The sequence below is a fragment of the Rhizobium sp. Root1212 genome, assembly GCF_001424985.1.
In the GTDB taxonomy this organism is placed as follows: Bacteria; Pseudomonadota; Alphaproteobacteria; order Rhizobiales; family Rhizobiaceae; genus Pararhizobium.
In genome coordinates this window covers 204139-230027 of sequence record NZ_LMDA01000022.1, presented here as the reverse complement: position 1 = coordinate 230027, position 25889 = coordinate 204139, and the positions used below count along the sequence as shown (strand labels likewise).

Annotated in this window: 25 protein-coding genes; 18 read left to right on the top strand and 7 right to left on the bottom strand. The window is 62.5% G+C overall.

The window, feature by feature from the left end; translation table 11 throughout:
• The first annotated feature begins 389 nt into the window (after nt 1-389).
• From fba to ASC86_RS17265, 3 genes are all read left to right on the top strand, one after another.
• Nucleotides 390-1436: a class II fructose-bisphosphate aldolase gene (gene fba, locus ASC86_RS17275; RefSeq protein WP_056323847.1), complete on the top strand. Its 1047-nt coding sequence runs from the start codon at nt 390-392 to the stop codon at nt 1434-1436.
• A 90-nt stretch (nt 1437-1526) separates the two neighbouring features.
• The gene (locus tag ASC86_RS17270; RefSeq protein WP_056323844.1) at nt 1527-2069 is read left to right on the top strand and encodes a gluconokinase; all 543 of its coding nucleotides are present in this window, start codon (nt 1527-1529) and stop codon (nt 2067-2069) included.
• Between the two features lie 72 nt (nt 2070-2141).
• Entirely contained in the window at nt 2142-2978 is an 837-nt protein-coding gene (locus ASC86_RS17265; RefSeq protein WP_056323842.1) for a fumarylacetoacetate hydrolase family protein, read from the top strand.
• A gap of 144 nt (nt 2979-3122) precedes the next feature.
• On the opposite strand, the gene phnF is transcribed toward ASC86_RS17265, so the two are convergent.
• Nucleotides 3123-3857: a phosphonate metabolism transcriptional regulator PhnF gene (phnF, locus tag ASC86_RS17260; protein ID WP_162245019.1), complete on the bottom strand. Its 735-nt coding sequence runs from the start codon at nt 3855-3857 to the stop codon at nt 3123-3125.
• Between the two features lie 86 nt (nt 3858-3943).
• Here phnF and phnG point away from each other — a divergent pair, with 86 nt between their 5' ends.
• The 14 genes from phnG to phnN all read left to right on the top strand — a co-directional run bounded on the left by phnG (nt 3944) and on the right by phnN (nt 16319).
• Nucleotides 3944-4399, top strand: coding sequence for a phosphonate C-P lyase system protein PhnG (gene phnG, locus ASC86_RS17255; RefSeq protein WP_056323837.1), 456 nt, complete (start codon nt 3944-3946; stop codon nt 4397-4399).
• Nucleotides 4399-5031, top strand: coding sequence for a phosphonate C-P lyase system protein PhnH (gene phnH, locus ASC86_RS17250; protein ID WP_056323835.1), 633 nt, complete (start codon nt 4399-4401; stop codon nt 5029-5031). The genes phnG and phnH overlap by 1 nt, the downstream gene beginning before the upstream one ends.
• Nucleotides 5032-5033: 2 nt before the next feature.
• On the top strand, nt 5034-6137 hold the full coding sequence (locus ASC86_RS17245) for a carbon-phosphorus lyase complex subunit PhnI (RefSeq protein WP_056323831.1): 1104 nt from the start codon (nt 5034-5036) through the stop codon (nt 6135-6137).
• Nucleotides 6138-6284: 147 nt separating this feature from the next.
• Nucleotides 6285-7184 carry an alpha-D-ribose 1-methylphosphonate 5-phosphate C-P-lyase PhnJ gene (locus ASC86_RS17240; protein WP_056323829.1) on the top strand — a complete coding sequence of 300 codons (900 nt, stop codon included), beginning with the start codon at nt 6285-6287 and terminating at the stop codon, nt 7182-7184.
• The gene (gene phnK, locus ASC86_RS17235; RefSeq protein ID WP_056323826.1) at nt 7181-7951 is read left to right on the top strand and encodes a phosphonate C-P lyase system protein PhnK; all 771 of its coding nucleotides are present in this window, start codon (nt 7181-7183) and stop codon (nt 7949-7951) included. The genes ASC86_RS17240 and phnK overlap by 4 nt, the downstream gene beginning before the upstream one ends.
• A 2-nt stretch (nt 7952-7953) precedes the next feature.
• Complete coding sequence (gene phnL, locus ASC86_RS17230; protein WP_056323823.1) at nt 7954-8661, top strand: phosphonate C-P lyase system protein PhnL; 708 nt, start codon at nt 7954-7956, stop codon at nt 8659-8661.
• Nucleotides 8658-9272 carry a DapH/DapD/GlmU-related protein gene (locus ASC86_RS17225; protein WP_056323821.1) on the top strand — a complete coding sequence of 205 codons (615 nt, stop codon included), beginning with the start codon at nt 8658-8660 and terminating at the stop codon, nt 9270-9272. The genes phnL and ASC86_RS17225 overlap by 4 nt, the downstream gene beginning before the upstream one ends.
• 142 nt (nt 9273-9414) lie before the next feature.
• Nucleotides 9415-10248, top strand: a complete 834-nt coding sequence (gene phnC, locus ASC86_RS17220; RefSeq protein WP_056323818.1) for a phosphonate ABC transporter ATP-binding protein — start codon at nt 9415-9417, stop codon at nt 10246-10248.
• A 91-nt stretch (nt 10249-10339) separates the two neighbouring features.
• Nucleotides 10340-11245, top strand: a complete 906-nt coding sequence (phnD, locus tag ASC86_RS17215) for a phosphonate ABC transporter substrate-binding protein (protein WP_056323815.1) — start codon at nt 10340-10342, stop codon at nt 11243-11245.
• A gap of 78 nt (nt 11246-11323) precedes the next feature.
• Nucleotides 11324-12277 (top strand): phosphonate ABC transporter, permease protein PhnE, encoded by a 954-nt coding sequence (gene phnE, locus ASC86_RS17210; protein ID WP_056323813.1) that lies wholly within the window; start codon nt 11324-11326, stop codon nt 12275-12277.
• 12 nt (nt 12278-12289) lie between these two features.
• Nucleotides 12290-13810 (top strand): phosphonate ABC transporter, permease protein PhnE, encoded by a 1521-nt coding sequence (gene phnE, locus ASC86_RS17205; protein ID WP_056323810.1) that lies wholly within the window; start codon nt 12290-12292, stop codon nt 13808-13810.
• 91 nt (nt 13811-13901) lie between these two features.
• Entirely contained in the window at nt 13902-14609 is a 708-nt protein-coding gene (locus ASC86_RS17200) for a DUF1045 domain-containing protein (RefSeq protein WP_056324290.1), read from the top strand.
• A 1-nt stretch (nt 14610) separates the two neighbouring features.
• Entirely contained in the window at nt 14611-15744 is a 1134-nt protein-coding gene (locus ASC86_RS17195) for an alpha-D-ribose 1-methylphosphonate 5-triphosphate diphosphatase (protein ID WP_056323807.1), read from the top strand.
• Nucleotides 15744-16319: a phosphonate metabolism protein/1,5-bisphosphokinase (PRPP-forming) PhnN gene (gene phnN / locus ASC86_RS17190; RefSeq protein ID WP_056323803.1), complete on the top strand. Its 576-nt coding sequence runs from the start codon at nt 15744-15746 to the stop codon at nt 16317-16319. The genes ASC86_RS17195 and phnN overlap by 1 nt, the downstream gene beginning before the upstream one ends.
• On the opposite strand, the gene ASC86_RS17185 is transcribed toward phnN, so the two are convergent.
• From ASC86_RS17185 to ASC86_RS17160, 6 genes are all read right to left on the bottom strand, one after another.
• On the bottom strand, nt 16316-17302 hold the full coding sequence (locus tag ASC86_RS17185; protein WP_056323800.1) for a hypothetical protein: 987 nt from the start codon (nt 17300-17302) through the stop codon (nt 16316-16318). The genes phnN and ASC86_RS17185 overlap by 4 nt on opposite strands.
• A gap of 3 nt (nt 17303-17305) precedes the next feature.
• A complete protein-coding gene (locus ASC86_RS17180; RefSeq protein ID WP_056323796.1) occupies nt 17306-18721 on the bottom strand; it encodes a cytochrome P450 in 1416 nt (471 codons plus the stop codon).
• A 129-nt stretch (nt 18722-18850) separates the two neighbouring features.
• Nucleotides 18851-20083, bottom strand: a complete 1233-nt coding sequence (locus ASC86_RS17175; protein ID WP_056323793.1) for a pyridoxal phosphate-dependent aminotransferase — start codon at nt 20081-20083, stop codon at nt 18851-18853.
• Nucleotides 20084-20097: 14 nt separating this feature from the next.
• Entirely contained in the window at nt 20098-21630 is a 1533-nt protein-coding gene (locus ASC86_RS17170; RefSeq protein WP_056323790.1) for an aldehyde dehydrogenase family protein, read from the bottom strand.
• A gap of 35 nt (nt 21631-21665) precedes the next feature.
• A complete protein-coding gene (locus ASC86_RS17165; protein ID WP_056323788.1) occupies nt 21666-23084 on the bottom strand; it encodes an FAD-binding oxidoreductase in 1419 nt (472 codons plus the stop codon).
• 9 nt (nt 23085-23093) lie between these two features.
• Nucleotides 23094-24494, bottom strand: a complete 1401-nt coding sequence (locus ASC86_RS17160; RefSeq protein WP_156387096.1) for a VOC family protein — start codon at nt 24492-24494, stop codon at nt 23094-23096.
• A 116-nt stretch (nt 24495-24610) separates the two neighbouring features.
• On the opposite strand from ASC86_RS17160, the gene ASC86_RS17155 reads away from it, so the two are divergent.
• On the top strand, nt 24611-25504 hold the full coding sequence (locus tag ASC86_RS17155; protein ID WP_056323781.1) for a LysR family transcriptional regulator: 894 nt from the start codon (nt 24611-24613) through the stop codon (nt 25502-25504).
• The last annotated feature ends 385 nt before the right edge of the window (nt 25505-25889 follow it).

The following is a 25889-nucleotide window of genomic DNA, read 5'->3' as shown; positions in this document are numbered from 1 at the left end:
ACGCTTGAACGGGACTGAGGCGCGCAAGAAAAGTTACAACCTCCCGCAGTTTACGTAATATGTTGCACGGCAGCAGAGCGGTTTTATAATCTTCATGTCCTTTACGCTTCTCCGGCAGAACGCGAAGCCCGTGTGTTCCGACAGATGTCCTCACAACCGAAAAGCGTGTGCCGAAAATATAAGTTTTTGTTCATATCACGCGCTTCAACGCAGGAAATCCGCAAAGAAAGGCCGATCCAAAGCTGAGCGGTTGCCAAAAATCACCCATTCACTATTGTCTTTCCGCAGGGCGGGGGAGGTTTTCCGCTGGGAAGACATCGACCTGTTTTTTGAAGGAACGTTCCCCGCGGGAGCGGTCCTGACGGCCGATCAATTGGGAGATTTTGAGAATGGCATTGATTACCTTGCGGCAGCTGCTCGACCACGCCGCCGAGAACAACTACGCGCTTCCGGCATTCAATGTGAACAATCTCGAATACATCCAGGCCGTGATGCGCGCGGCGGATGCGACCGACAGCCCGGTCATCCTCCAGGCGAGCCGCGGCGCGCGCGCCTATGCCGGCGACGCCTTCCTGCGCCACCTCATTCTCGGCGCGGCCGAGGAATATCCGCATATTCCGGTCTGCCTTCATCTCGACCACGGCGACCAGCCTTCGACCTGCATCTCGGCGATCACCAACGGCTTCACCTCCGTCATGATGGACGGCTCGCTGCTGGCCGATGGCAAGACCATTGCCAGCTATGAATACAATGTCGGCGTGACCGCTGAAGTGGTGAAGATCGCGCATGCGGCCGGCGTTTCCGTCGAGGGCGAGCTTGGATGTCTCGGCAACCTCGAAACGGGCGCCGGCGAAAAGGAAGACGGCCACGGCTTCGAAGGCAAGCTTTCGCGCGAAGAGCTTTTGACCGATCCGGAGCAGGCCTTCGATTTCGTCGAGAAGACCGGCGTCGATGCACTGGCCGTCGCTATCGGCACCAGCCACGGCGCCTACAAGTTCACCCGCGCGCCCGATGGCGAAATCCTGTCGATCGAGACCATCGCCAAAATCCACAAGCGCCTGCCGAACACCCACATGGTCATGCACGGTTCCTCCTCGGTGCCGCAGGACCTGCAGGACCTGTTCAACGCCTATGGCGGCAAGATGAAGCAGACCTGGGGTGTGCCGGTCGCCGAAATCCAGAAGGCGATCCCGCTCGGTGTGCGCAAGGTCAATATCGACACCGACCTGCGCATCGCGTTCACCGGCGAAATCCGCAAGCATCATCAGGAACACCCAGACAATTTCGATCCGCGCAACTACCTGAAGCCGGCGACCGCCCGCATGGTGGAAGTCTGCAAGGAACGCTTCATCGCTTTCAACGCCGCCGGCCAGGCGTCCAAGATCCGCGTCAAGCGTCTGTCGGACATGGCCAAGAGCTACGTCAAGGCCGCCTGAGCCCGAACCCTTCGGAACCGGCGGCATTGTCCGCCGGCCTCCAGCCAGCGTGTCGGGCTGGGCATCCTCTTTCGTGAATGGGCAGGCTCTATGTCGACGACGGTTTCACAAGCGCGGTGCGAAGCCCGGCTCGTCGTGGTGATGGGCGTCAGCGGCTGCGGCAAGACGTCGGTGGGCGCGGCAATGGCGGAGCGTCTTCATTGCGCCTTCGTGGAAGGCGACAGCCTGCATCCCCCGGCCAATATCGACAAGATGAGCGCCGGCATTCCCCTGACCGACGACGACCGCTGGCCGTGGCTCGATGTCATCGGAGACCGGCTTGCCGAAAACCATACGCGGGGCGAAAGCCTCGTCGTCTCCTGCTCCGCCCTGAAGCGCAGCTATCGCGACCGGCTGCGACAAGCCGCCGGCGGAAATCTCTCCTTTGTCTTTCTGGAAGGCCCGCGCGCCGTGCTGGAGGCGCGGATGACCGCGCGCACCGGGCATTTCATGCCGGCCTTGCTGCTCGACAGCCAGTTCGCAACGCTGGAAAAGCCGACAGGCGAGCCGGGTGTCGTCACGATCGATCTGACGCAGGAATTGGATGATATCGTTTCGCAGGCCATCACGGCGCTTGCGAAGCTTTACCAATAAAAAGATGCTTTACAATTGAGGCGTCGTTTGGTTTGTCAAGCGGCGGAAAGCGACGATAGGGAAGGGAGCACCATGAAACTTTTGCGTTATGGGCCGGAAGGCTCCGAAAAGCCGGGCGTGCTGGACAAGGACGGCAAGATTCGTGACCTGAGCGGCGTAATCGCCGATATCGGCGGCGCTGCGATCAGCGATTTCGGCTGGGCCAAGGGGCTCGACATCAACAGGCTGCCGGTCGTCGACGGCAATCCGCGTCTCGGCGCCTGTGTTGCCGGAACCGGCAAATTCATCTGCATCGGCCTTAATTATGCCGACCACGCCGCCGAGACCGGCGCCGACGTTCCGCCGGAGCCGGTGGTGTTCATGAAGGCGACCTCGGCCATCTGCGGCCCGAACGACAATGTCATCATCCCCCGCGGCTCGGTCGCGACCGATTGGGAGGTCGAGCTTGGCGTCGTCATCGGCAAGACGGCCAAATATGTCTCGGAGGCCGAAGCGCTGGATCACGTGGCTGGTTACTGTGTCATCAACGACGTGTCGGAGCGCGATTTCCAGACCAAGCGTGCGGGCCAGTGGACCAAGGGCAAGTCCTGCGACAGTTTCGGCCCGACCGGTCCGTGGCTGGTGACGCGGGATGAGGTGGCGGACCCGCAGAACTTGAAGATGTGGCTGACGGTCAACGGCGAAAGCAAGCAGAACGGCTCGTCGAAGACCATGGTCTATGGCGTCGCCCATGTGGTCAGCTATCTCAGCCAGTTCATGTCGCTGCATCCGGGCGACATCATCTCCACCGGCACGCCGCCCGGCGTCGGCATGGGCTTCAAGCCGCCGCAGTATTTGAAAGCCGGCGACGTGATCGAGCTTGGCATCGAAGGGCTCGGCACGCAGAAGCAGGCGGTGGTTGCGGACTAAGTCCGAAACTCTCCTCTTCGTCGTACTCGGCCTTGAGCCGAGTATCCATCAGCGTCTCCATTGGGTGAGCCCGAGGATGACGACGGAGGATGACGCAAGTTCACCGGTTAACCAAGGGCGCTGTGCTTGGCACTGCGCCCTTTTTCACGTTTCCATCTTGAGCGTGACGCGATCAGCGGCGAAGCGGCTGCGGGAATATTGCACCGGCACGCCATCGGGATCGGCATTGACGGCGATGGTTTCGAGGACGATGGCGCCGGCGGAAAGCTTGAGCGTCGCCAGTTCGTTGGCATCGGCGTGGCGGGCGACGATTTCTGTCGACACGCGGACATAATCGGCGAGCCCCTGCGCGGCAAAGGATTTGGTGATCGAGCCGAGTTCTTCAAAATGCCGGGCCATGTCGGGAAAGCGGGCGGCCGGGAAATAGCTTGTCGAATAGGAGACCGGCCGGCCGTCGGCGCTGCTGGTCGTATCCATGCGGATCAGCTTTTCTCCGAGATTCAGCCCAAGGGCTGTGGCGCTTTCCGCCGTCGCCGGCAGTTCCTCATGGGCAAGAAGCCGGGACCGGATGTCGCGCACCTGGTTGCTCAGCCCCTGTGACAAGCGGGTGCGGCGGGAGATCGGAAAGCTCAACCGCTCCTTGCGGCGAACCATCGTTCCCCGCCCCTGGATCGCCTCGACCAGCCCCTCTTCGGCAAGGGCGGCAAGGGCACTGCGCACCGTATGCCGGTTGACGCCGAACTGGCCGGCCAGCTTGATTTCCGGCGGCACCATGCCCGTCTGATCGTAGTCGCCATTGGAAATCGACAGCCGGATTCGATCGGCGATTTGCCGCCAGAGGGCGACGCCGATCTGCCGCTCGACATTTTTTTTCAGCACCATGTCACAAGCCCGTCACGCAGGAGTAGTATCCCGATCATTAGATGTATGGTTGTCTACATTAATAGACATTTCGGACAAAGGCAATGGATAGCAAAGAGCAGGTACACACAGCCCGCAAGCGGTCGATCGGCCTGCTTGCCAAGGCAACCCGGCAGGAACTGGAAGCGGCCTATGGGGCCATCGATGGAGCTCCCGCCCATGATGTGGTGCGCGGCCCCGAAACCGGTCTCGTGATGGTGCGCGGCAGGATCGGCGGCGGCGGCGAGGCGTTCAACCTCGGCGAGGCGACGGTGAGCCGCGCAACGATCCAGCTTTCTTCGGGTGAGGTCGGCCACGGACAGGTTCTCGGCACGGATGGCCGCAAGGCGCTGCTCGCCGCGCTCTTCGATGCACTGGGCCAGGCTGAGGGCTATGCTTCCTCCGTTGCCGCCTTTGTCGAAGGGATCGCGGCGCGCATCGCTGCCGAAGACCTGAAGCGGGCAGAGCAGACAGCGGCCACCCGCGTCGATTTCTTCACCATGGTTCGCGGAGACGACTGATGACACTCACCGCCAATAATAACGGCACTGCGGCCTATCGGGGCGGTTTCGGCAATCCCGTCCTTCAGGGGCAGGGTGTGTTCCGCATCGTCATGGATGCGATGGCGCGGCCCGGCACGATCCGCTCACTGGAGCCGGCAATCGTGGGCGTGAAGCCGCCGGCACCGCTGTCTTCCGCAGCAGGCGCCGTCGCCCTGACGCTGTGCGATGCCGACACGCCCGTCTGGCTGACGCCGGCCCTGCGCCAATCTCCGGCCAAGGCCTGGATCGCCTTCCATGCCGGCGCGCCGCTCGTTGAGCAGAAGACGGAATCGCGTTTTGGCTTCGTCGAGCGGGGCGGCATTATTCCCGGTTTCGGCCAGTTTGCGCTCGGCACGCAGGAATATCCGGATCGCTCCTCGACACTCATCCTGGAGATCGACGCGCTTTCCGGCGGCCCGGCCTATCGGGCAACCGGCCCCGGCATTCGCGACCACGTGGATTTTTCGCCGCGGGGCCTGCCGGATGTCTTTGCGGCCCTCTGGGCCGAGAACCGGGCACTGTTTCCCCGTGGTGTCGATCTCATTCTCGTGGCGGGACCGGAGCTTCTCTGCCTGCCCCGCACCACCAAGCTTGAACGTCGGGAGGGCTGAGCATGTATGTTGCCGTCAAGGGCGGGGAAGCCGCCATCGCCAATGCCCACCGTCTGCTGGCGGATCGCCGCCGGGGCGATCGTTCGCTGCCGGCGATCTCGATCGATCAGATCGTCGCCCAGCTCGGCCTCGCCGTCGATCGCGTGATGGCGGAAGCCTCGCTCTACGATCGTGCGCTCGCAGCCCTTGCCGTTCGTCAGGCACGCGGCGACATGATCGAGGCGATCTTCATCCTGCGCGCTTACCGCACGACTTTGCCTCGCTTCGGCTCCTCGGTGCCGGTCGATACCGCGACGATGCGGATCGAACGGCGTGTCTCGGCAACCTACAAGGACCTGCCGGGCGGCCAGCTTCTGGGACCGACTTTCGACTATACGCACCGGCTGCTCGATCCGTCGCTGCTATCGGATGAAGCGGTGGACGTGCCCGCTGAGAAAGAGCCGCTGACCGAACCGGTCATGCGCGTCTCGGATATTCTGGCAGGCGAGGGATTGATCGAGGAAGACGGTCTGCTGCCGCAGGACCACGTCCCCGGTGACCTCACCCGCGAACCGCTCGAATTCCCGCTGCAGCGCGATCTGCGGCTACAGGCCTTGGCGCGGGGCGATGAAGGTTTCCTCTTGTCGCTCGCCTATTCGACCCAGCGTGGTTACGCCCGAACTCACCCTTTCGTCGGCGAAGTCCGTATCGGCGAGGTCGAAGTGGAACTGGATCTACCGGAGCTTGGCTTTGCCGTGTCGCTCGGCCGTATTCAGGTCACCGAGTGCCAGATGGTCAACCAGTTCAAGGGCTCGGCGAAAAGCCCACCGCAATTCACCCGCGGCTACGGTCTCGTCTTCGGCCAGAGCGAACGCAAGGCGATGGCGATGTCGCTGGTGGATCGGGCGCTTCGGGCAGAGGAATTCGGCGAGGATATCGTCGCCCCGGCGCAGGATGAGGAGTTCGTCATTTCCCATTCCGACAATGTGCAGGCGACCGGCTTCGTCGAGCACCTGAAGCTTCCTCACTACGTCGATTTCCAGGCCGAACTCGACCTCATCCGCCGCATGCGCGCGGAATACGAGAAGAAACAGGCTGGCGACGATCTGCGCGAGGCGGCCGAATGACCGCGCGTCGATCAGTCGTCCCGGCGCCCGTGATATTCGCCATGCCAGTAGGCGATGCAGACGCCAAGGCAGGCAAGAATGGCCAGCAGCATGGCAACGAAGCTTCCGAAATCCATCCCATCGCTCCTTTCCTGAGGGCAACGCGACATGTCCGATAACGTTCCTGAGACCGCCGGTCTCGCCACCTACAACTTTGCCTATCTCGACGAACAGACGAAGCGGATGATCCGCCGCGCGATCCTGAAGGCGATCGCCATTCCCGGCTATCAGGTTCCCTTCGCCTCGCGCGAAATGCCGATGCCCTATGGCTGGGGTACCGGCGGCGTGCAGGTCACCGCCGCCATTCTCGGTCCCGACGATGTGCTGAAGGTCATCGACCAGGGCGCCGACGATACGACCAACGCTGTCTCGATCCGCGCCTTCTTCCAAAAGGTCGCCAATGTCGCGGTGACGACGAAGACCCGCGAAGCGACGATCATCCAGACCCGTCACCGCATCCCGGAAGAAAAGCTGACCGAAGGCCAGACGCTGGTCTATCAGGTGCCGATCCCGGAGCCGCTACGGTTCCTCGAACCGCGCGAGACCGAGACACGCAAGATGCACGCGCTTGAGGAATACGGCCTCATGCACGTCAAGCTCTACGAGGATATCGCCCGCAACGGCCATATCGCCACGACCTATGCCTATCCGGTGAAGGTCGAGGGCCGCTACGTGATGGACCCGTCGCCGACGCCGAAGTTCGACAATCCGAAGATGCACAGGTCGGAGGCGCTACAGCTGTTCGGCGCCGGCCGCGAAAAGCGCATCTATGCCGTGCCGCCTTACACGGATGTCGTCAGCCTCGATTTCGAGGATCACCCGTTCGAGGTCCAGACGTTCGACAAGCCCTGCGCGCTCTGCGGCGCGGAAAACGTCTATCTCGACGAGGTGGTGCTCGATGATAAGGGCGGGCGCATGTTCGTCTGCTCCGACACCGACCATTGCGAGGACCGCCGTGAGCACGGCCATGCCGGCCCGATGCTTGCCACCAAGGAGGCTGCGGAATGACCCCGCTTCTCAAAGTCAACGATATCTCGAAATTCTATGGCAGCCGCGTCGGATGCCGCAATGTGTCCTTCGAACTCTGGCCGGGTGAAGTGTTGGCCGTCGTCGGCGAATCCGGTTCGGGCAAGACGACGCTGCTTTCCTGCCTTTCGACCCGTCTGATGCCGACCTCGGGCACGGTCGAGTACCATATGCGCGATGGCCAGTATCGAGATCTCGCCCGTATGGGTGAGGCCGAGCGCCGCTTCCTGATGCGCACCGACTGGGGCTTCGTCCACCAGAACCCGGCCGATGGTCTGCGCATGACGGTGTCTGCCGGCGCCAATGTCGGCGAACGCCTGATGGCGGTCGGCGATCGCCACTATAGCCGCATCCGCGATACGGCCATCGACTGGCTGCGCCGCGTCGAAATCGACGAAAGCCGCATCGATGACCAGCCGCGCGCCTTTTCCGGCGGCATGCGCCAGCGCCTGCAGATTGCCCGCAATCTGGTGACCTCGCCCCGCCTTGTCTTCATGGACGAGCCGACCGGCGGCCTCGACGTTTCGGTTCAGGCAAGGCTGCTCGATCTGGTGCGCGGCCTCGTGCATGACCTCGGCCTCTCCGCGATCATCGTCACCCACGATCTTGCGGTCGCCCGCCTGCTCTCACACCGGATGATGGTGATGAAGGACGGCGTGGTCATCGAGCAGGGCTTGACGGACCGGGTGCTCGACGATCCGCGCGAGCCCTATACCCAGCTTCTCGTTTCCTCGATCCTGCAGGTGTGATCATGGCCACTCCTTTGGTTGTTTCCGATGTCGCAAAGAGCTTTACCATGCACCTGCGCGACGGCATCCGCCTGCCGGTTGTCTCCGGCGTGTCGTTTTCGGTGAAGAAGGGCGAATGCGTCGTGCTCGGCGGCCCCTCGGGGGTCGGCAAAAGCTCGATCCTGAAGATGCTCTACGGCAATTATTCCGTCGATGCCGGCCAGATCCTGATCGATCATCAGGGCCAACTGATCGATATCGCCAAGGCAGCACCTCGGGCGGTTCTCGAAGTGCGCCGAGATACGCTCGGCTATGTCAGCCAGTTTTTGCGCGTGGTGCCGCGGGTATCGGCGCTCGATGTGGTGGCTGAACCGCTGATGGCGCGCGGTGTTGCCGTCAGCGAGGCGCGGGAAAAGGCAGCCGATCTCCTAAGCCGGCTCAATCTTCCCCATGAACTCTGGCAATTGCCGCCCGCCACCTTCTCCGGCGGCGAGCAGCAGCGTGTCAACATCGCCCGCGGCTTCATCACCGATCACACGGTTCTCATCCTTGATGAGCCGACGGCATCGCTCGATCAGCGCAACCGAGCCGTCGTGGTCGAGATGATCCGTGCCAAGAAGGAAGCGGGCGTGGCCTTGCTCGGCATCTTCCACGACGAGGAAGTTCGCGATGCCGTCGCTGATCGCATCATCGATGTTTCGGGCTTCTCGCCGCGAAAGGCTGCGGCATGACGAAGCTGTCCGAAGCGCCGCTGATCAGTCCGAGCGCCCGCGTCACCGACTGCACGATCGGCCGCTATACCGAGATCGCCGAACGTTGCCGCATCTCCGAAACGGAGATCGGCGACTATTCCTACATCATGGAAGACGGTTCGGTCTGGTGTGCGACGATCGGCAAGTTCGCCAACATCGCCTCGTCCGTGCGCATCAACGCCACCAACCATCCGGTCTGGCGCCCGACACTGCACCATTTCACCTATCGCGCCCAGGATTACTGGCCGGATGCGGAGATGGATCGGGACTTTTTCGCTTGGCGGCGGGATAATCGCGTGGTCATCGGTCACGATGTCTGGATCGGCCACGGAGCGACGATCCTGCCGGGGGTTTCGGTCGGCAATGGTGCGGTCATCGGTGCGGGCGCGGTCGTCTCCAAGAATGTCTCGGCCTACACCATTGTCGGCGGCGTGCCCGCCCGGCTGATCCGCGAACGATTCGGCCCGGATATCGCCGCGCGCTTCGAAAAACTTTCCTGGTGGGACTGGGATCATGGCCGTCTGAGGGACGCGCTGGATGATTTTCGCACGCTCGAAGCCGACGAGTTCCTGAGCCGGCACAATGCTTGAGATTACAACCCCAATCCCCTGCGTCACAAGGGGTTGGGGACTGTAACAAAACGAACACGAAACTGACATTCCCGTTTCATTCAGCCGCTGTAAGCCAGCCGAGGTGCCCGTGAAGGCGCCGCCGGTAAAAGGACGAGTGCCCATGTTTCAGTTGAAGAACGTAACCCGCCAGTTCGGTAAGAAGACGGCCGTCAGCTCGGTTACCTTCGACATCCCCGCAGGCCAGATGGTCGGCATCATAGGTCGCTCCGGCGCCGGCAAGTCGACGCTGCTGCGGATGATCAACCGTCTTTGCGACCCGACATCCGGCTCGATTCATTTCGGCGAGACCGAGGTGTCGCGGCTGAAGGGCGCTGCCCTTCGCCACTGGCAGCGCGATTGCGCGATGATCTTCCAGCAATTCAACCTCGTGCCGCGCCTCGACGTCCTGACCAATGTGCTGCTTGGCCGCCTCAACCATCGCTCCACGGTGCTTAGCATCCTCAATATGTTCACCCGCGAAGAGCGGATCATGGCGATATCAGCGCTGGAGCGGCTCGGCATCGAGCAGGTGGCGCTGCAGCCGGCCGGCACGCTTTCCGGCGGCCAGCAGCAGCGTGTCGCGATTGCCCGCGCCCTGATGCAGCAGCCGAAGATGCTGCTGGCGGACGAGCCGATCGCCTCGCTCGATCCGCTGAATGCCAAGATCGTCATGGACGCCCTGCGCGACATCAATGAGCGCGACGGCATCACCGTCGTCACCAACCTGCACACGCTCGATACCGCGCGCAATTACTGCGAGCGCATCATCGGCATGGCCCATGGCCGCGTCGTTTTCGACGGTAAGCCGCAGGAACTCACGGCTGCCGCCGTCAGCGAAATCTATGGCGGCGCCCAGATCGAGGAAGGAATGACCTCGACCAGCATCAATATTCCTGCGCTGCAGGACAATACGGAATCCACCGGCCGACAGCCGCTGGTACTGGCCGGGCTTTAAGCCGGCCGAAGGATCGATAGCCCGCGTCAAGGGCAAGCCATTGCAACAGAACGGAAACCCGGCGCAGCCGGGATAACAGGAGACGACTGTCATGCTGAAGAAACTTCTCTTGGGCGCCGTAGCCCTTACCGCCCTCGTCGGTCACGTTCAGGCCGAAGACCTCAAGGAATTCCGCGTCGGCATCATCGGCGGCGAAAACGAAGCCGACCGCCTGCGCAACTACCAGTGCCTCGGCGATCACCTGAAGACCACGCTCGGCGTCGAGAAGGTTTCCTTCTTCCCGGCCGCCGACTATGACGGCGTCATCCAGGGCCTGCTCGGCGGCACGCTCGATTACGCCGAACTCGGCGCTTCCGGCTTTGCCAAGATCTATCTCGCCAAGGCTGACGCCGTTGAGCCGATCCTGACGACCGTCCAGACCGACGGCTCGACCGGCTATCACTCGATCATGATCGCCCGCAAGGATTCCGGCATCACCAAGCTTGAAGACCTGAAGGGCAAGAAGCTCGGCTTCGCAGACCCGGATTCGACCTCGGGCTACCTAGTCCCGCTCGTCACCCTGCCGGAAGCGATCGGCGCCCCGGTTAAGGAATACTTCGCCGAAACCGGCTTTGGCGGCGGCCATGAAAACCTCGTTCTCGAAGTGCTGAAGGGCACCTTCGATGCCGGCACGACCTTCGGTTCGGGCGTTGGCGAGTGGAAGGACGGTTACACCTCCGGCAACCTGCACAAGATGGTCGAAAAAGGCCTTCTCAACATGAACGACATCGTCGAACTCTGGAAGTCGCCGCTGATCCCGAACGGCCCGATCGTCGTTCGTACCTCGATGGACCAGGACATGAAGACGAAGTTCAAGCAGTTCATGCTCGACCTGCCGAAGACCGACGCTGCGTGCTTCTCGGCCGTCATGGGCGGTGATTTCACCGGCTTCACCGAAGTCAACGCCGACTTCTACAAGCCGATCATCGACGCCCGCAAGGCAACGATCGGCGGCTGATCAGCCTCTCTTCCGACGCCGGCCGGCTTTGCTGGCCGGCGTTTTCTTATCCTGTAGTTTGCCGGAGATCTAAGCGGCATGTCCGTGCTTTCAAGAGAGTTGAGCGACAGCGGAGCGCTCGTCGAGCACCATTGGCAGGAGCTGGCCCAGCGTCGGCGGACCTATACGGTTCTTGGCCTCGTCGTCCTGTTTGTGGCACTGTCGGCCTCGCTGTGGTTCTCCAACGAGACCAATGCCGGAAAATTCTTCGACCGGCTGCCGCATCTCTTCGATTTCGTCGGCGATCTGGTGCCGCGCGACGGCATGGAGGTGGTGCGCGCCCTGTTCGACCTGCCCTCGCCCTATGACGACGGCAGCTTCAAATACAATTATCCCGAAGGCCGGCTCTACATCACCGATACGCTCTACGTCCCGGAATATTTTCACAAGATGCTGGAGACGCTGAATATTGCGATCTTCTCCACCATCATCGGCATGTTCTTCGGCTTCCTTCTCTGCTTCCTCGCCGCCCGCAACCTGATGCCGAATTTCTTCGTGCGCGGCGTCGTGCGCCGCATCATGGAAGTGCTGCGTGCCTTTCCCGAGGTGGTGATTGCCGGGTTCTTCCTTGCCATCCTCTCGCTCGGGCCGATACCCGCCATCATAGCCGTGTCGATCCACACGATCGGGGCGCTTGGAAAACTCTTTTTCGAGGTGGTCGAGAATGCCGACATGAAGCCGGAAGAGGGGCTTCGCGCCGTCGGCGGCAACTGGATCGAGCGCGTCTGGTTCGGTATCGTGCCGCAGGTCCTGCCGAATTTCATGAGCTATTTCCTGCTGCGCCTTGAGATCAACGTGCGGGCATCGACCATCATCGGCGCGGTCGGCGGCGGCGGGATCGGCGAGCTTCTGCGGCTTTCCATCGGTCAGGGCCATGAGGCCAAGACGCTGGCGATCGTGCTTCTGCTATTTTCGACCATCATCGCCGTCGATCAGTTTTCCGCATGGCTGCGCCGTCGCCTCGTGGGCGATCAGGCCTTCCAGCTGGCCTAGTAGGAGTGCGAGATGAGCGGACACATGATGATCAGTGCAGCCGAAATGGAGGCGATCAGCGCCCGGCATCCGGAGCTGGTAAAGGGCTCGAACCATAACCGGATACGCACCATCGCCATCGTCGTCGGGCTGGTGCTCTATATGCTCTATAGCTGGTGGTTCTTTGCCATCGGCCATGTGCTCGGCAATGCCAACTGGAACATCGCCGGCACCTATCTGGCGGACTGGATCTCCTATGAGGTCCGCCCAGATGTCCGTATCGCCGCCGATGGCACGATGCAGGTCAGCTATCCGCGGTTTTCGCCGCTCGGCCCCAATGCGGGCCCCGATTGGGTGAAACTCGAAACAGCGACGGTGACGCGCACGGTGGGGGCGCCCGCCGCTTCGGCCGGCACTGCGCAGACGCCGAAGAAAAGCTCGTCCTTCAGCTTCATGGCGCCCGGTTCTGCGACCGGCACCGCGCCGCAGGCCGCGACCCCCGCTCAGCCGCAGACGCGCATCGAAGAAGTCGTGACGCGCGCGGAGATCATTTTTGATCACAGCACCAGCATCACAGTCATGGAGCATACCGCCCGCGCAACCCATGCCGGCGAAACCCTGCTCATCCGTCTCGACGGCCCCGGCAAGGTCAAGGCTGAGGGCGCTTTGCCCCGTTGGGCGTCGCAACCGCATCCCGGCGAAAAGATCACGCTTGCCTTCGGCTTTACCGGCTGGGCGGATGTCGATGCCGATAAGGTTTCCATCCACAACCGCTTCCTCGGTTGGGCAAATTTCATCTTCGACACCAACTCGCCCTTCTTCGGAAAATCCTTTTCCGAGGTGATGAACCTGATCGTCAGCGGCGAGCGGATCGATCCGCAAATGTCTAATCTGGCGCTTGCCTGGAACAACATCCTCTACAATTCCGAATGGCAGCATCTCGATGTCTGGACCAAGCTTTTGCAGACCATCGTCATGGCCTTTGTCGGTACGCTGTTTGCCTCGCTGATCGCCTTTCCGCTGTGTTTCCTCGCGGCACGCAACATCACCCGCAACTTCGTCCTGAACCAGGCTACGAAGCGCTTCTTCGATTTCCTGCGCTCCGTCGATATGCTGATCTGGGCGCTGTTCTTCACCCGTGCCTTCGGACCGGGACCGCTTGCCGGTATCTCCGCGATCTTCTTCACCGATACGGGCACGCTCGGAAAACTCTATTCGGAAGCGCTGGAGAATATCGACGACAAGCAGCGGGAGGGCGTGAAATCGGTGGGGGCCGCACCGCTTGCGGTGCAGAGGTTCGGCGTGCTGCCGCAAGTGCTGCCGGTCTTTGCCAGCCAGGCGCTGTATTTCTGGGAATCGAACACCCGCTCGGCGACGATCATCGGCGCCGTCGGCGCCGGCGGCATCGGTCTCAAGCTCTGGGAAGCGATGCGCACCAAGTCGGATTGGGAAAACGTCGCCTATATGGTCGTGCTGATCCTGATCGTCGTGTTCCTTTTCGACAGCCTTTCGAATCTGTTACGCTCGCGCCTCATCGGCAAACGGGCACATTGAAAAACATGTGGCTCACCTGATGAGCCACCATGGGAATGTCGCGAAGCCGGTGTAGCCCCTGCCGCTTTGCCGATGCTTGAAGGACTTGATGTTGCGATACGCTCTTTATTTCACGCCGCCTGCCGATGATCCGCTGACCGTGTCGGCTGCGACATGGCTCGGCCGCGACGCCTTTCTCGACGGCAATGTCGCCATGCCGGCCGTCGAGGACTTCGATCCGCAGGAGATGAAGGGGCTGACGGACGATCCACGCCGCTACGGTTTTCACGCAACGCTGAAAGCGCCTTTCACGCTTGCCGATGGACGAAGCGAAGACGAGCTTTTGCAGGCGCTTGACGAATTTTCGGCGGAATGCACTGCCTTCGATATTCCGAAGATTACGGTCGGCCAGCTTGGGCCTTTCTTTGCGCTCGTGCCGGCAGAACCTTGCGAGGCGCTGCAAGCCTTCGCGGCCGAGACAGTTCGCCGTTTCGAGCCGTTTCGGGCGCCGCTTTCGGCAGAGGATATCGCCCGTCGTAAGCCGGATTCGCTTCCGCCTGCCCAGCGTGAAAACCTGAAGACCTGGGGATATCCGTATGTCTTCGACGAGTTTCGGTTTCACATGACGCTGACCGGCCCGGTGCCGGCGGACCGGCAGCCGGCGATGCGGAAAGTCCTCGATCAAGCCTTTGCCGGCTTCCTCGACAGGCCGCTTTCCATCACGACGCTTGCGCTGTTCGTCGAGCCCCGGCGCGGGGCGCCGTTCAAGGTTCATTCCCTCCTGCCGCTCGGCGGCACATCGACACGAAAGATTGCATGAGATGGAACAGATTTTCTCAAACGCCCGCATCGTTCTCGAAAACGACGTCATCCATGGTTCGGTCGCCATCCGCGACGGCAAGATCGCCGATATTTCGGAAGGCGTCAGCACGGTCGGCGAGGATTTCGAAGGCGATTACCTCATTCCGGGTCTGGTCGAACTGCACACGGATCATCTCGAAGCCCATTATTCGCCGCGTCCCGGCGTCCGCTGGCTGAAGATCGCGGCCATTCAGGCCCATGACGCGCAGGTGGTGACCTCCGGTATCACCACGGTTTTCGATTGCCTGCGCATGGGCTCCGACGAGGATGGCGGCTTCGAGAAGGGGGAAATGCGGGCAATGGCCGATGCGCTGGCGCAGGCCTCGAAGGAGGATCGTTTGCGGGCGGATCATCGTATCCATCTGCGCTGCGAAGTCTCGACCGATAACGTGCTCGATCATTTCCAGGAATTCGAAAACGATCCGCAGGTCGGCCTTGTATCGCTGATGGATCATGCGCCCGGCCAGCGCCAGTTCCAGACGATGGAGCAGTACACGCTCTACTACAAGACCAAGCGCGGTCTGTCGGACGAGGCTTTCGCCGCCTTCGTTGCCCGCCAGCAGGCACTCTCGGCGAAATATGCCGCGCCCCACCGCACGGCAATCGCGCAGGCCTGCGCCGAGCGCGGCATTGCCGTTGCCAGCCATGACGATGCGACGCTCGCCCATGTGGAAGAATCGCTCGGTTTTGGCGTGCGCCTCGCAGAATTCCCGACCAGTTTCGAGGCGGCGGAAGCCTCCCATGCGGCCGGCCTCAGCGTGCTGATGGGCGCGCCGAATATCGTGCGTGGAAAATCCCATTCCGGCAATATCGCGGCGCGTGATCTTGCCGAGCGTGGCGTGCTCGATGTGCTGTCGTCCGACTACGTCCCCTTCAGCCTGATCCATGCGCCATTCGTGCTGGCCGATGAAGTGGAGCGCATCAGTCTGCCGCAGGCGCTGGCCATGGTCACGGCGACGCCGGCCCGCACTGTCGGCCTCAATGACCGGGGCCGCATCGAAACCGGCCTGCGCGCCGATCTCGTGCGGGTGCGGCGCATGGATGGCGTTCCGGTCGTGCGGTCGGTCTGGCGCGAAGGCCGGCGGGTGGCGTGATGGCGGCGGAGGTCTTTGCCGGCGCGCTCGTTGTCGTTGTCGGTCCGAGCGGGGCCGGCAAGGACAGCGTCATCGGCTTTGCCCTGCAGGCTCTTGCCGGGCGGTCCGATATCCACCGGGTGCGCCGGGTTATTACCCGCGCGCAGGATGCCGGTGGCGAAGACCATGAGGCGGTTTCGCCGGAGGAGTTCAGGGAGCGTAATTTTGCCGGCGGTTTCGCTGTTTCCTGGCATGCCCATGGGTTGGATTACGGCATTCCCGTAGAGGCCGTCGGCCGGCTCCGGAACGGGGAAATTCTGATCGCCAATGGCAGCCGCGCCGCGCTCAGCCGGTTTCGCAAGGTTTTCGGGCGGCTGACGGTGGTCAATATCACCGCTTCGCCGGAGGTTCTGGCGTCACGCCTTGCTGCGCGCGGCCGGGAAAGCCGGGAGGAAATCCTTGCCCGGCTGCAGCGCCGGGTGCCGGATATCGTCGACGGACTGGATGTCGTGACGATCGACAACAGCGGGCCACTGGAAGAGGCAAGCGGGCGTTTTGCCGAGCTTCTGGAATCGATCCGTCAGCCCGCGCTCTAAAGCGAGCAGTCGAGAAAATACCACTGGTCGAGATGGGCGCGGATCACCGGCTCGATCACGGAGTTCAGCAGGATCACGTCTTCGGCGAGCCGGCTTCCGGGCTTGTCTTCCGGTGGCAGCACGACTGGCGGCAGGGCATAGCCATCGAAATGAACACCACCGCGCCGCAGGGTGTGCATCGGGCAGAGCGTGGCGTCGGTCATGCGGGCTAGACGCACGGCGATGGCGAGATTGCCCTGCAGATGCGGCGGTCGCCCGAGGAAAGGGCCGCGAATCTTGCCGGCAACACCCTCGTCGCAGAAGATAGAGATCATGCCGCCATTCTTGAGGATGTTGATGGCGGGGCGGATGCCGTCCTTGCCCGGCGGCATCAGGCCGTAGCCCAGTCGCAGGCGAACCCGTTCGGCGATCCAGGCGCGGGCGCGGCCGTTGGGCGGCGTGTAATTGGCCGAGGGGCGGAAACCCATGTCGATCAGCTTCGGCGCCATGATCTCCCAATTGCCGAGGTGCATGCCGACGATGATGACAGGACCTTTTTCAGAGGCTTGCCTGATCACCTCTTCATTGTGCCAGGTCACGCGGGGGGAGCGTGCAAGCCGCGGAATGATCGAGAATTCGGTCATGACGCGGCCCTGGTTTTTGCAATTGCGCTTCAGGATTACTTCGCGCTCTTCTTCCGACAGATCGGGCAGCAGACGTTCGAGATTGCGTCGCGCCTTCCGCAGCGCGCCCTGATGCCAGCGCGGCATGACGAAATTGCCTAGGGCCGCGCCGATTGCCGAGCAGGCAGAGGCCGGTAGTAGCTTCAGGCCGAAATGCACGGCAAGATCGACACCGTTCATCACGTTGTCTGAGAGATGATATTTGCGAGCCGCCCGACCCTTGTCACCGCCGCGAAACAGGTCGCTGAGCGGCGACGCTTCGGGGCGCTGATAGACCCAGGCCTGCCGCTTTGCTGGTGCTTGCGGTTTCTTGCTCGTCATGGGTTACGCCGTGGTGCGGCGATGCAGCGTCACCGGCAATCCGCCGCGCGGGCGCAAGGTCAGCCGGCATTGCGGCTCGACCTTGAGATCGTCGGCAACGCGAACATGGAAGCGCTGGGCGAGCACCGCGAGGCAAAGGATCGCCTCGTTGAGGCCGAATTGCAGGCCGGGGCAGACGCGCGGGCCTGCGGCAAAGGGGATGTAGCTGTAAGGCACCGGCCTTTTTTCGCCGAGGAAGCGCTCCGGCTTGAAGAGATGGGCGTCCTTGAACAGGCTTTCCGTGCGATGCAGCAGCCACGGCACGATGAGCACCAGCGAAGCCGGCTTCACATCGATATCGCCGATCCGGTCGGCCTCGGTCGCCTGCCGTGCCAGGATCGGTACGGGCGGATAGAGTCGAAGCGTTTCCTCGATCACCGCGCGGCACCAGTTGAGGTCCGGCAGATCGTCGAGCGTGGGCACGCGGCTGCCACAGACGCGGGCAATTTCGTCATGAACCGACTTTTCGACCCAGGGCGCGCGTGACAGCAGGTACCACGCCCAAGTGAGCGTGGCGGCCGTCGTTTCGTGCCCGGCCATGAAGATCGTGGCGGCCTCGTTGCGCAGGGCCACCACATCGAGCTTGAGTTCCGGGTTGCGCTTCTGCCGGCGCACTAGCAGTTCAACCATCGACTGGTCGTCGCCACGGCCGGCGAGATGATCTTCCACCACCTTGTCGATGATCGCGTGGATGCGCGAGACGGACTTGCGCAGTTTCGGCGTGCGCAGCACCGGCAAGCCCTCGTCAAAGCCGAGGAAATAGCCGAGATTGATGGAATCGATCAGCGACTGGTAGCTTTCGAAACCTTCGGAGACCGCTTTGGCTCCATCCTCGCCGAGATCGTTGCCGAAGACGCTGCGCGAGATGATTTCCGCCGTCAGCCCGGCCATCTCGAAGAGCACGTTGACCTCGGCGCCGTCCGGCATGGCGCTCCAGCGCTCGACCATTTCGCTCGCCGTCTTTTCCATAATCTTGCCGAAGACAGGCAGACGGTTCTTATGGACGATGTCGTTGACGAGGGGGCGGCGCTGTTTCCAGGTCTCGCCGTCGGAGATGAAGAGGCCGTCTCCAAGCAGGAACTCCAATGCCCGGCGCATCTGCGGCGTCTTGCGCTCGAAGTTTTCGTGGCGCTTGGCGACGACGTAGCGAATGGCGTCCGGGGAATTGACGAGAACGATCTGGCGTCCCAGCAGTTTGATGGACGAGACGTGGTCGGTGTAGTCCTTCCTGCGCCAGATGGAGAGAAAGTCGTGGCGGGCCTGCAGCATGATGCGCAGCGATCCGCTCTTGCCCTTGAAATAGTTGGCGTGAGCTGGTTCGAGCGCGTTCTTTCGCCGTTTCTCGATGATGTCTGTCGACGGACGCAAGCTGCGGAACATGAACGATCGGACCCCGGTTCAACCGGGCCTCTGTTGGCCGGTTCGTGTGCCGGGATAGCAGCAAAAGGGTGTGCCACACAATGATTTCGCGTCGAAGACCCCGCATAGCCTGCGGGGTCTTCGGGTTCGTTAGCGCAAGGCGGCGCAGGCCTTGGCGATCCGTTCCAGAGCCACTTTCAGCTCGTCTTCCGAGGTGGCGTAGGAGATGCGGAAATAGGGCGAAAGACCAAAGGCCGAACCGGGCACGACGGCGACATCGGCGTCATCGAGCAGATAGGCGCAGAAGTCGCGGTCGCTCTCGATCCTGCGGCCGGTCGGCGTGGTCTTGCCCAGCACGCCGGCGCAGCCGGAGAAGGTGTAGAAGGCACCCTCGGGTGTGCGGCAATCGAGGCCTTCGATGGCGTTGAGCGCCGAAACCACGAGATCGCGCCGCCGCTGGAAGCTGGCGGTCCGTTCCTTCAGGAAATCCTGCGGGCCGTTCAGCGCCGCGACGGAGGCTGCCTGGCTGACGGAGCAGGGGCAGGAGGTCGCCTGGCTCTGCACCACGGCCATGGCCTTGATCAGATCGCGCGGGCCGCCGGCATAGCCGATGCGCCAGCCGGTCATGGCATAGGCCTTGGAGACGCCGTTGACGGTGAGCGTGCGGTTCTTCAGCTTCGGCTCGAGGGCGGCCGGCGTCACGAACTTGAAGCCGTCATAGACGATGTGTTCGTACATATCGTCGACGAGAAGCCAGACATGCGGATGACGCAGCAGGACGTCGAGCAGCGGTCGGTAGTCGGTTTCGCTATAGGCCGCACCCGAGGGGTTCGAGGGCGAGTTCAACATCACCCAGCGGGTCTTCGGCGTGATCGCCGCTTCCAGTTGTTCTGCCTTCAGGCGGAAACCGGCTGCTGCATCGCAGGCGATCAGCACCGGCTTGCCTTCGGCGATCTCGACGATATCGGAATAGGAGGTCCAATAGGGCGTCGGGATGATCACTTCGTCGCCCGGATTGAGCGTCGCCATCATGGCGTTGAAGAGGATCTGCTTGGCGCCGGTGGCAACGGTGATTTCGTCGAGCCCGTAGGACAGGGCGTTTTCGCGCTCGAACTTGCCCTGGATAGCCTTCTTCAGTTCCGGCGAGCCGTCAAGGGCGGTGTATTTGGTCGCGCCGGCATACATCGCCTTGGCGGCCTCGTCCTTGATATGATCCGGCGTGTCGAAGTCGGGCTCGCCGGCGCCGAGAATGATCACCGGCCGGCCCTCGCGCTTCAGCGCTTGAGCGCGGGCGCCGATCTTCAGGATTTCGGAAACCCCGATGGTCGATATCCGCGAGGCGGGCAAAAAGCCCGCCTCCTCGATCGTTGCATTGATGGTCATGGGTATCGCTCCGATTATTCGATATCGAAGGATACGCCCTGCGCCAGCGGCAGGGCCTTGGAGTAGTTCACGGTGTTGGTGGCGCGGCGCATATAGGCCTTCCACGCATCCGAGCCGGATTCGCGGCCGCCGCCGGTTTCCTTTTCGCCACCGAAGGCGCCGCCGATTTCAGCGCCTGACGTGCCGATGTTGACGTTGGCGATGCCGCAATCCGAGCCGTCCGGCGACAGGAAGCGCTCGGCTTCCTGCAGGTCGAGCGTGAAGATCGACGAGGAAAGACCGGCGCCGACGGCGTTGTGATCGGCAAGAGCAGCGTCGAAATCGCTGTACTTCATGACGTAGAGGATTGGTGCGAAGGTTTCTTCGGTGACCGGACCATCCTGCTTCGGCATTTCGACCAGAGCCGGCTTGGCGTAGTAGGCATTGGCATGGCCGAGATCGACGCGCTCGCCGCCGGTGACGCTGCCGCCGTGGCTTTTTGCTTCTTCAAGCGCCTTCTGCATGTTGTCGTAAGCGGCCTTGTCGACCAGCGGGCCGACCAGCGCGGACGATTCCAGCGGGTTGCCGACGGAAACGCTCTGATAGGCCTTCTTCAGGCGCGGCACGAGCTGGTCGTAGACGCTCTCGTGAACGAAGAGACGACGCAGGGTGGTGCAACGCTGGCCGGCGGTGCCCATCGCACCGAAGGCAATGGCGCGCAGCGCCATGTCGAGGTCTGCGGACGGGCAGACGATGCCGCCGTTGTTGCCGCCGAGTTCGAGGATGGCGCGTGCGAAGCGCTTGGCAAGACGCGGACCGACGTCACGGCCCATGCGGGTCGAGCCGGTGGCCGAAACCAGCGGAACCTTCGGATGATCGACGAGCACTTCGCCGATGGCGCGGTCGCCGATCAGGACCTGGCTCAGGCCTTCCGGCGCATCGCCGAAGCGGGCAAGGGCGCGCTCAAGGATAGCCTGCGATGCAAGAGCGGTGAGCGGGGTCTTTTCCGACGGCTTCCAGACGACGGAGTTGCCGCAGACGAAAGCAAGCGCGGCATTCCACGACCAGACGGCGACCGGGAAGTTGAAGGCGGAGATGACGCCGACGACGCCAAGCGGATGCCAGGTTTCCATCATGCGGTGGCCGGGACGCTCGGTGGCGATGGTCAGACCGTAAAGCTGGCGGGAAAGGCCGACGGCGAAATCGCAGATGTCGATCATCTCCTGAACTTCGCCGAGGCCTTCCGACGGGATCTTACCGGCTTCGAGCGAAACGAGGCGGCCGAGTTCGGTCTTGTGGGCGCGCAGTTCTTCGCCGAGCAGGCGAACGAGTTCGCCGCGCTTCGGTGCGGGAACGAGGCGCCAGGCGCGGAACGCTTCGTCGGCCTTGGCGATCTTCCTGGCGGCTTCGTCGGCCGATACGATCTTCAGGTCCGCGATCTTTTCGCCGGTGACCGGCGAATAGGATGCCATGTCGCCGCCCGTATAGAGCGCCTTGTCGACGCCGAGCTTGTCGAGAAGGCTTGCGGCTTCTGCCGCCACGTTCACGGTCTTGGTTGCGATGTTCATGGGTCAAAAACTCCCGTTTCTTGAATGTTGTTCTGTCAGAAGCGAACCGTGCCGAGGGCACCGGGTGAGGTGATAGCCTTCAGGCCGGCCGCGAGCGTGCGGACCTGTCGGGGTGTGTATTGATCGTAATAGCTCTGGTTCTTGCGGCCAATGGCATGTTCCGCACTAAAACTGCCCGAGAAGCGTTCGACGGCGACGGAGAAGATCCAGTCGCGCAGGCGCTTTTCGAAATCCTGGTCTGTTGCGGCCTGGCTGTCCTTCGGCACCACGAGATTGAAATGCACGCCGCCGTCGCCGATATGGCCGAAATCGCAGATCGTTATGTCGGGGAAGCGGGCCGGCATTTCAAGCTTCATGTGGTCGCAGAAGGCCATGATGTCGCCGCGGCGGAAGGAAAGGTCGAAGGCGATGAGTTTGCCGAGGTGTTTTACACCCTCGGACAGCGCGTGGCGCAGCGACCACATTTCGTGGGCCGGGCCGACGAAAGCGTCGGCAAGCGGCGCCTCTTCGCTTTCCCAGATTTCGGCCAGCACGCTTTCGAGCACGGCATCGAGCGGCTGCTCGCCCTCGCGCGGCTCCCAGGTGCGGGAGATTTCCGCAAGGATCACATAGTCGGGAATGTTGCCGCCCTGGAAGGGGTTCTTGAGCGAGGGGACATGGGAAAGTGCTGCCGAAACGGCATTTTTCGACATGCCCTCGAAGGCAGAGAGATAGGCGCCGAGCCGTTCTTCCATGGCCCGCAGCAGCGGCATCACGTGGGCGCCGCTGGCCGGCACGAGATAGGCCGTCGCCGTCTGGCGCGGCAAGCGCTCCAGATTGACGACGCATTCGGTGACGATGCCGAAGGCGCCCGAGGTGCCGATGAAGACATGCTTCCAGTCGATGCCGGTGTTGTTCTTGCGCAGGTCGGAACTGAGATCGAGGACCGTGCCGGCCTCATCGGCGAGCACCACGGTCAGGCCGAGTGTGTTCTTGCGCACATCGCCATATTTCAGGAAGCGCGAGCCCCCGGTATTGGTGGCGATCATGCCGCCGAGGCGCGGGTCCGCCCCCAGATCGATCGGGAAGAAAAGCCCGCGCGGCTCCAGCCGGCGGTTGATTTCGGAAAGGGTGAAGCCGGCATCGAGGCGAAGCGAGCGGTTGTCGAGATCGAGATCGAAGCGCTTCACCATGCGATCGAGGCTGAGCACGATCTGGGTGCCGGAATTGTCCGGCGTCGAGCCGGATACGAGACCGGTATTGCCGGATTGCGGCACGAGCGGCAGGCCGTTCTTCACGCAATAGGAAACGACGGCCGAAACCTCTTCGGCCGTCTGCGGACGCAGGACGAGGGCGGCGCGGCCCTCGTCATAGCGGGCGCCGTTTTCATACGCCGCCATGCCGCCGGCATCCCGGACAAGACCCTTGTCCGAGACCAGCGCCTGAAGGGCGGCTATGTGGGTTTCATTGAGCATCGATATCTCTTACTCGGCGGCTTCAGGCGTCGAAAGGGCGCGCAGGCACTCGTCGATCGAAGCCTGCTCGATGCCGGCGTAGTGATCGAACTCGTTCAGCACCGTCGCGCCGAGGTCGGCTTCGAAACGCTGCTGGTTCGGGCTTGCCACGAATTCCTGTGCGGCGCCATCGCCGAGGTTCGACTGGAAGATACCCGCGGCGCTGACCGGCAGGAAGTCTTCATAGACGATCGGGTCGAATTGGACGAGGCCGGCAGCGATCAGGCTTTCGATATCGGCAGAAGAGACGACACCGGTGCGGCGGCCTTTCTCCGTCAGCGAGTAGGAGAAATAGCCGAGGTTTTTGGCGCGGATTTCGGCCCAGGTATCGGGGAAGCCGGCGAACGCTTCGGTAAGGGCAGCCTCATAGGCGGCGGCATTGGAGCCATCGGCTGCCGGACGCACGATCTTGCGCGAGGCGGTCAGCAGTTCGTCATAGAGCGCGCGGCCCTTAGGCGTCAGCGCGATGCCGCGCTGCTCGATCTCGCCGAAACGGGCGGTGTGGGAGCCTTCCTGCCAGCTGCCGTCCTCGGTCTGGAAGGAAACGGGCTCTTCGAGCGCCTTGAACGAGGTCTGGCGCAGCAGGATCGGGCATTTGCGGGTCGGCGGACCTTCGACGACGGCCTTCGGCGCGATGCCGTATTCCGGCATGCGGGCCTGGATGGCGTCGATGTCGAGCGTGCGCGGCGTCAGGTGGTTGATATGCGGCCCCTTGAAGGAAACGACATCGGCGATCAGGCGATGTGCATCGTGCAGGCGGTGATACATGGCCGGGCTGACATTGGCCGTGTCGTGCCAGCGGAAGGTTTCCAGCACTTCGGAAACGAAGCGGTCGGCATCGGCCCTGGCAAGGCCGCCGTCGTGCTCGGCCTTTTCGGTCAGTGCCACGGCAAGCGGCGTGAAAATCTGGCGGCGGGCGAGGATTTTTTCAGATTCGGCGCGCAGGTCCCCGTCGTCGATCAGGTCGAGACGCAGCAGCGAGGTGAAGACGCGGAAAGGGTTGCGCTTCAGGGCTTCCTCGCCGACCGGGCGGAAGGCGGTCGAATGAACCGGAACGCCGGCGGTCGACAGATCGTAATAGCCGACGGGATACATGCCCATGACCGCAAAGACGCGACGCATCATCGAAAGCTCGGCGGGCGTGCCGAGCCGGATCGCGCCGTGGCGCTCCTCGGAGATGCGCTCCAGCGTATCGGTGTCTTCGAGACGGGCCTTGAGCGAAGGGTCGGCGGAAAGCGTGTCAGTGTTCACCTTTGCCACCAGTTCCATCAGAGTCCCATAGGCCGGAACCTCGGTGCGGTACATGGCCGACATGGCGGCCGAGAAGGCCGAGCGGATGTCATCGGTGGAAACGAAACTATTCTCTTTCACGGCAGCACGCCTCGCATTATGGAATACGGATAGGGTGATCATTCTCATTTCGGATCATATAGGAGCCGAATGAGCTTTGATTGCGTCCGTTGTGACTATGATCATGCGAGGTCGGAATGAAGTTGAGCAGACGACTGGTCCCGGACATCACCACGCTGCAGGCTTTCGAGTGTGCGGCCCGCCATGGCAGCTTCACGCAGGCCGCCGCCGAGCTGAACCTGACCCAGAGCGCGGTCAGCCGGCAGATCAAGGATCTGGAAAGCCAGATCGGCGTACTCCTGTTCGAGAGGGTGCGCCAGCGCGTGGTCCTTTCCGATGCCGGGCAGAATTTCCTGCCCGAAGTGCGCCGGCTGCTCAATCAGTCGGAAGAGATGATGGTGCGGGCGATGGCCTCGGCCCGCTCCGATTCGTCGCTCTCCATCGCCTCGCTGCCGACGTTCGGCAGCCGCTGGCTGACGCCGCGGCTTCCCGATTTCCTCGCGCGGCATCCGGGCACCGTCGTCAACATCGCCTCGCGCTCCAAGCCTTTCGATTTCGAGGAGGAGAATTTCGATCTGGCTATCCACTACGGCCAGCCGATTTGGGCGCATGCGACCTGCAGCTATCTCTGCAGCGAGATCATCGTGCCGGTGGCAAGCCCGGCCCTGATCGACAGCCATCCGATGAGCGAGCCGGCGGAGCTTGAAAACAAGCCGCTCCTGCATCTGGCAACGCGGCCGAAGATGTGGGCGCAATGGTTCGAGCTTTACGGCAGCGAGCTGAAGTCCGCCTATCGCGGCAATCGCTTCGATCAGTTTTCCATGGTGATCGAGGCGGCGGTTGCCGGCATGGGTTTTGCTCTGGTGCCGCGTTACCTGATCGAGCAGGAACTGGCGACCGACCGGCTGAGCATTCTCTTCGATTGCCCGATGCAGACGGAAAATTCCTATTATCTCGTCGTTCCCGAGGGCAAGCAGGAAAACCCGATCAGCGAGGCTTTCCGGGTCTGGATTTCGGCGCAGGTGCCGTAGAGCCGACAAAAAACGGAACCTTTGTCACGGTACGGCGTTAGATAGAGGATGACCGTCCCTTTCCCTGCCCCGAGAGCCAATCTCGTCCTGAAGGCTTGCCCCTGCATGCCAATACCTGCGGTGCGGCCGATATTCTGTCGTCCAGACCGCTTCCCGTCCTTGCAACGCATTGGCTCAGCGGCTAAAAAATGCCACTTTCATACATCACGCGGCCCTGTACTGACTGCTGCTTTCACGATGTCCTATGCCCTTGGGGGCAATGCCGGTGGTTGCGGTTTTGCGCATGCGCAGACCGCGGCTGGCGCGATACGAGCGAGTATCTAGGATCGTGACGGCGCAGCGCCAATCCCCAGGGGCGCGCCTCATCCTGCCGGAACAGGATGGG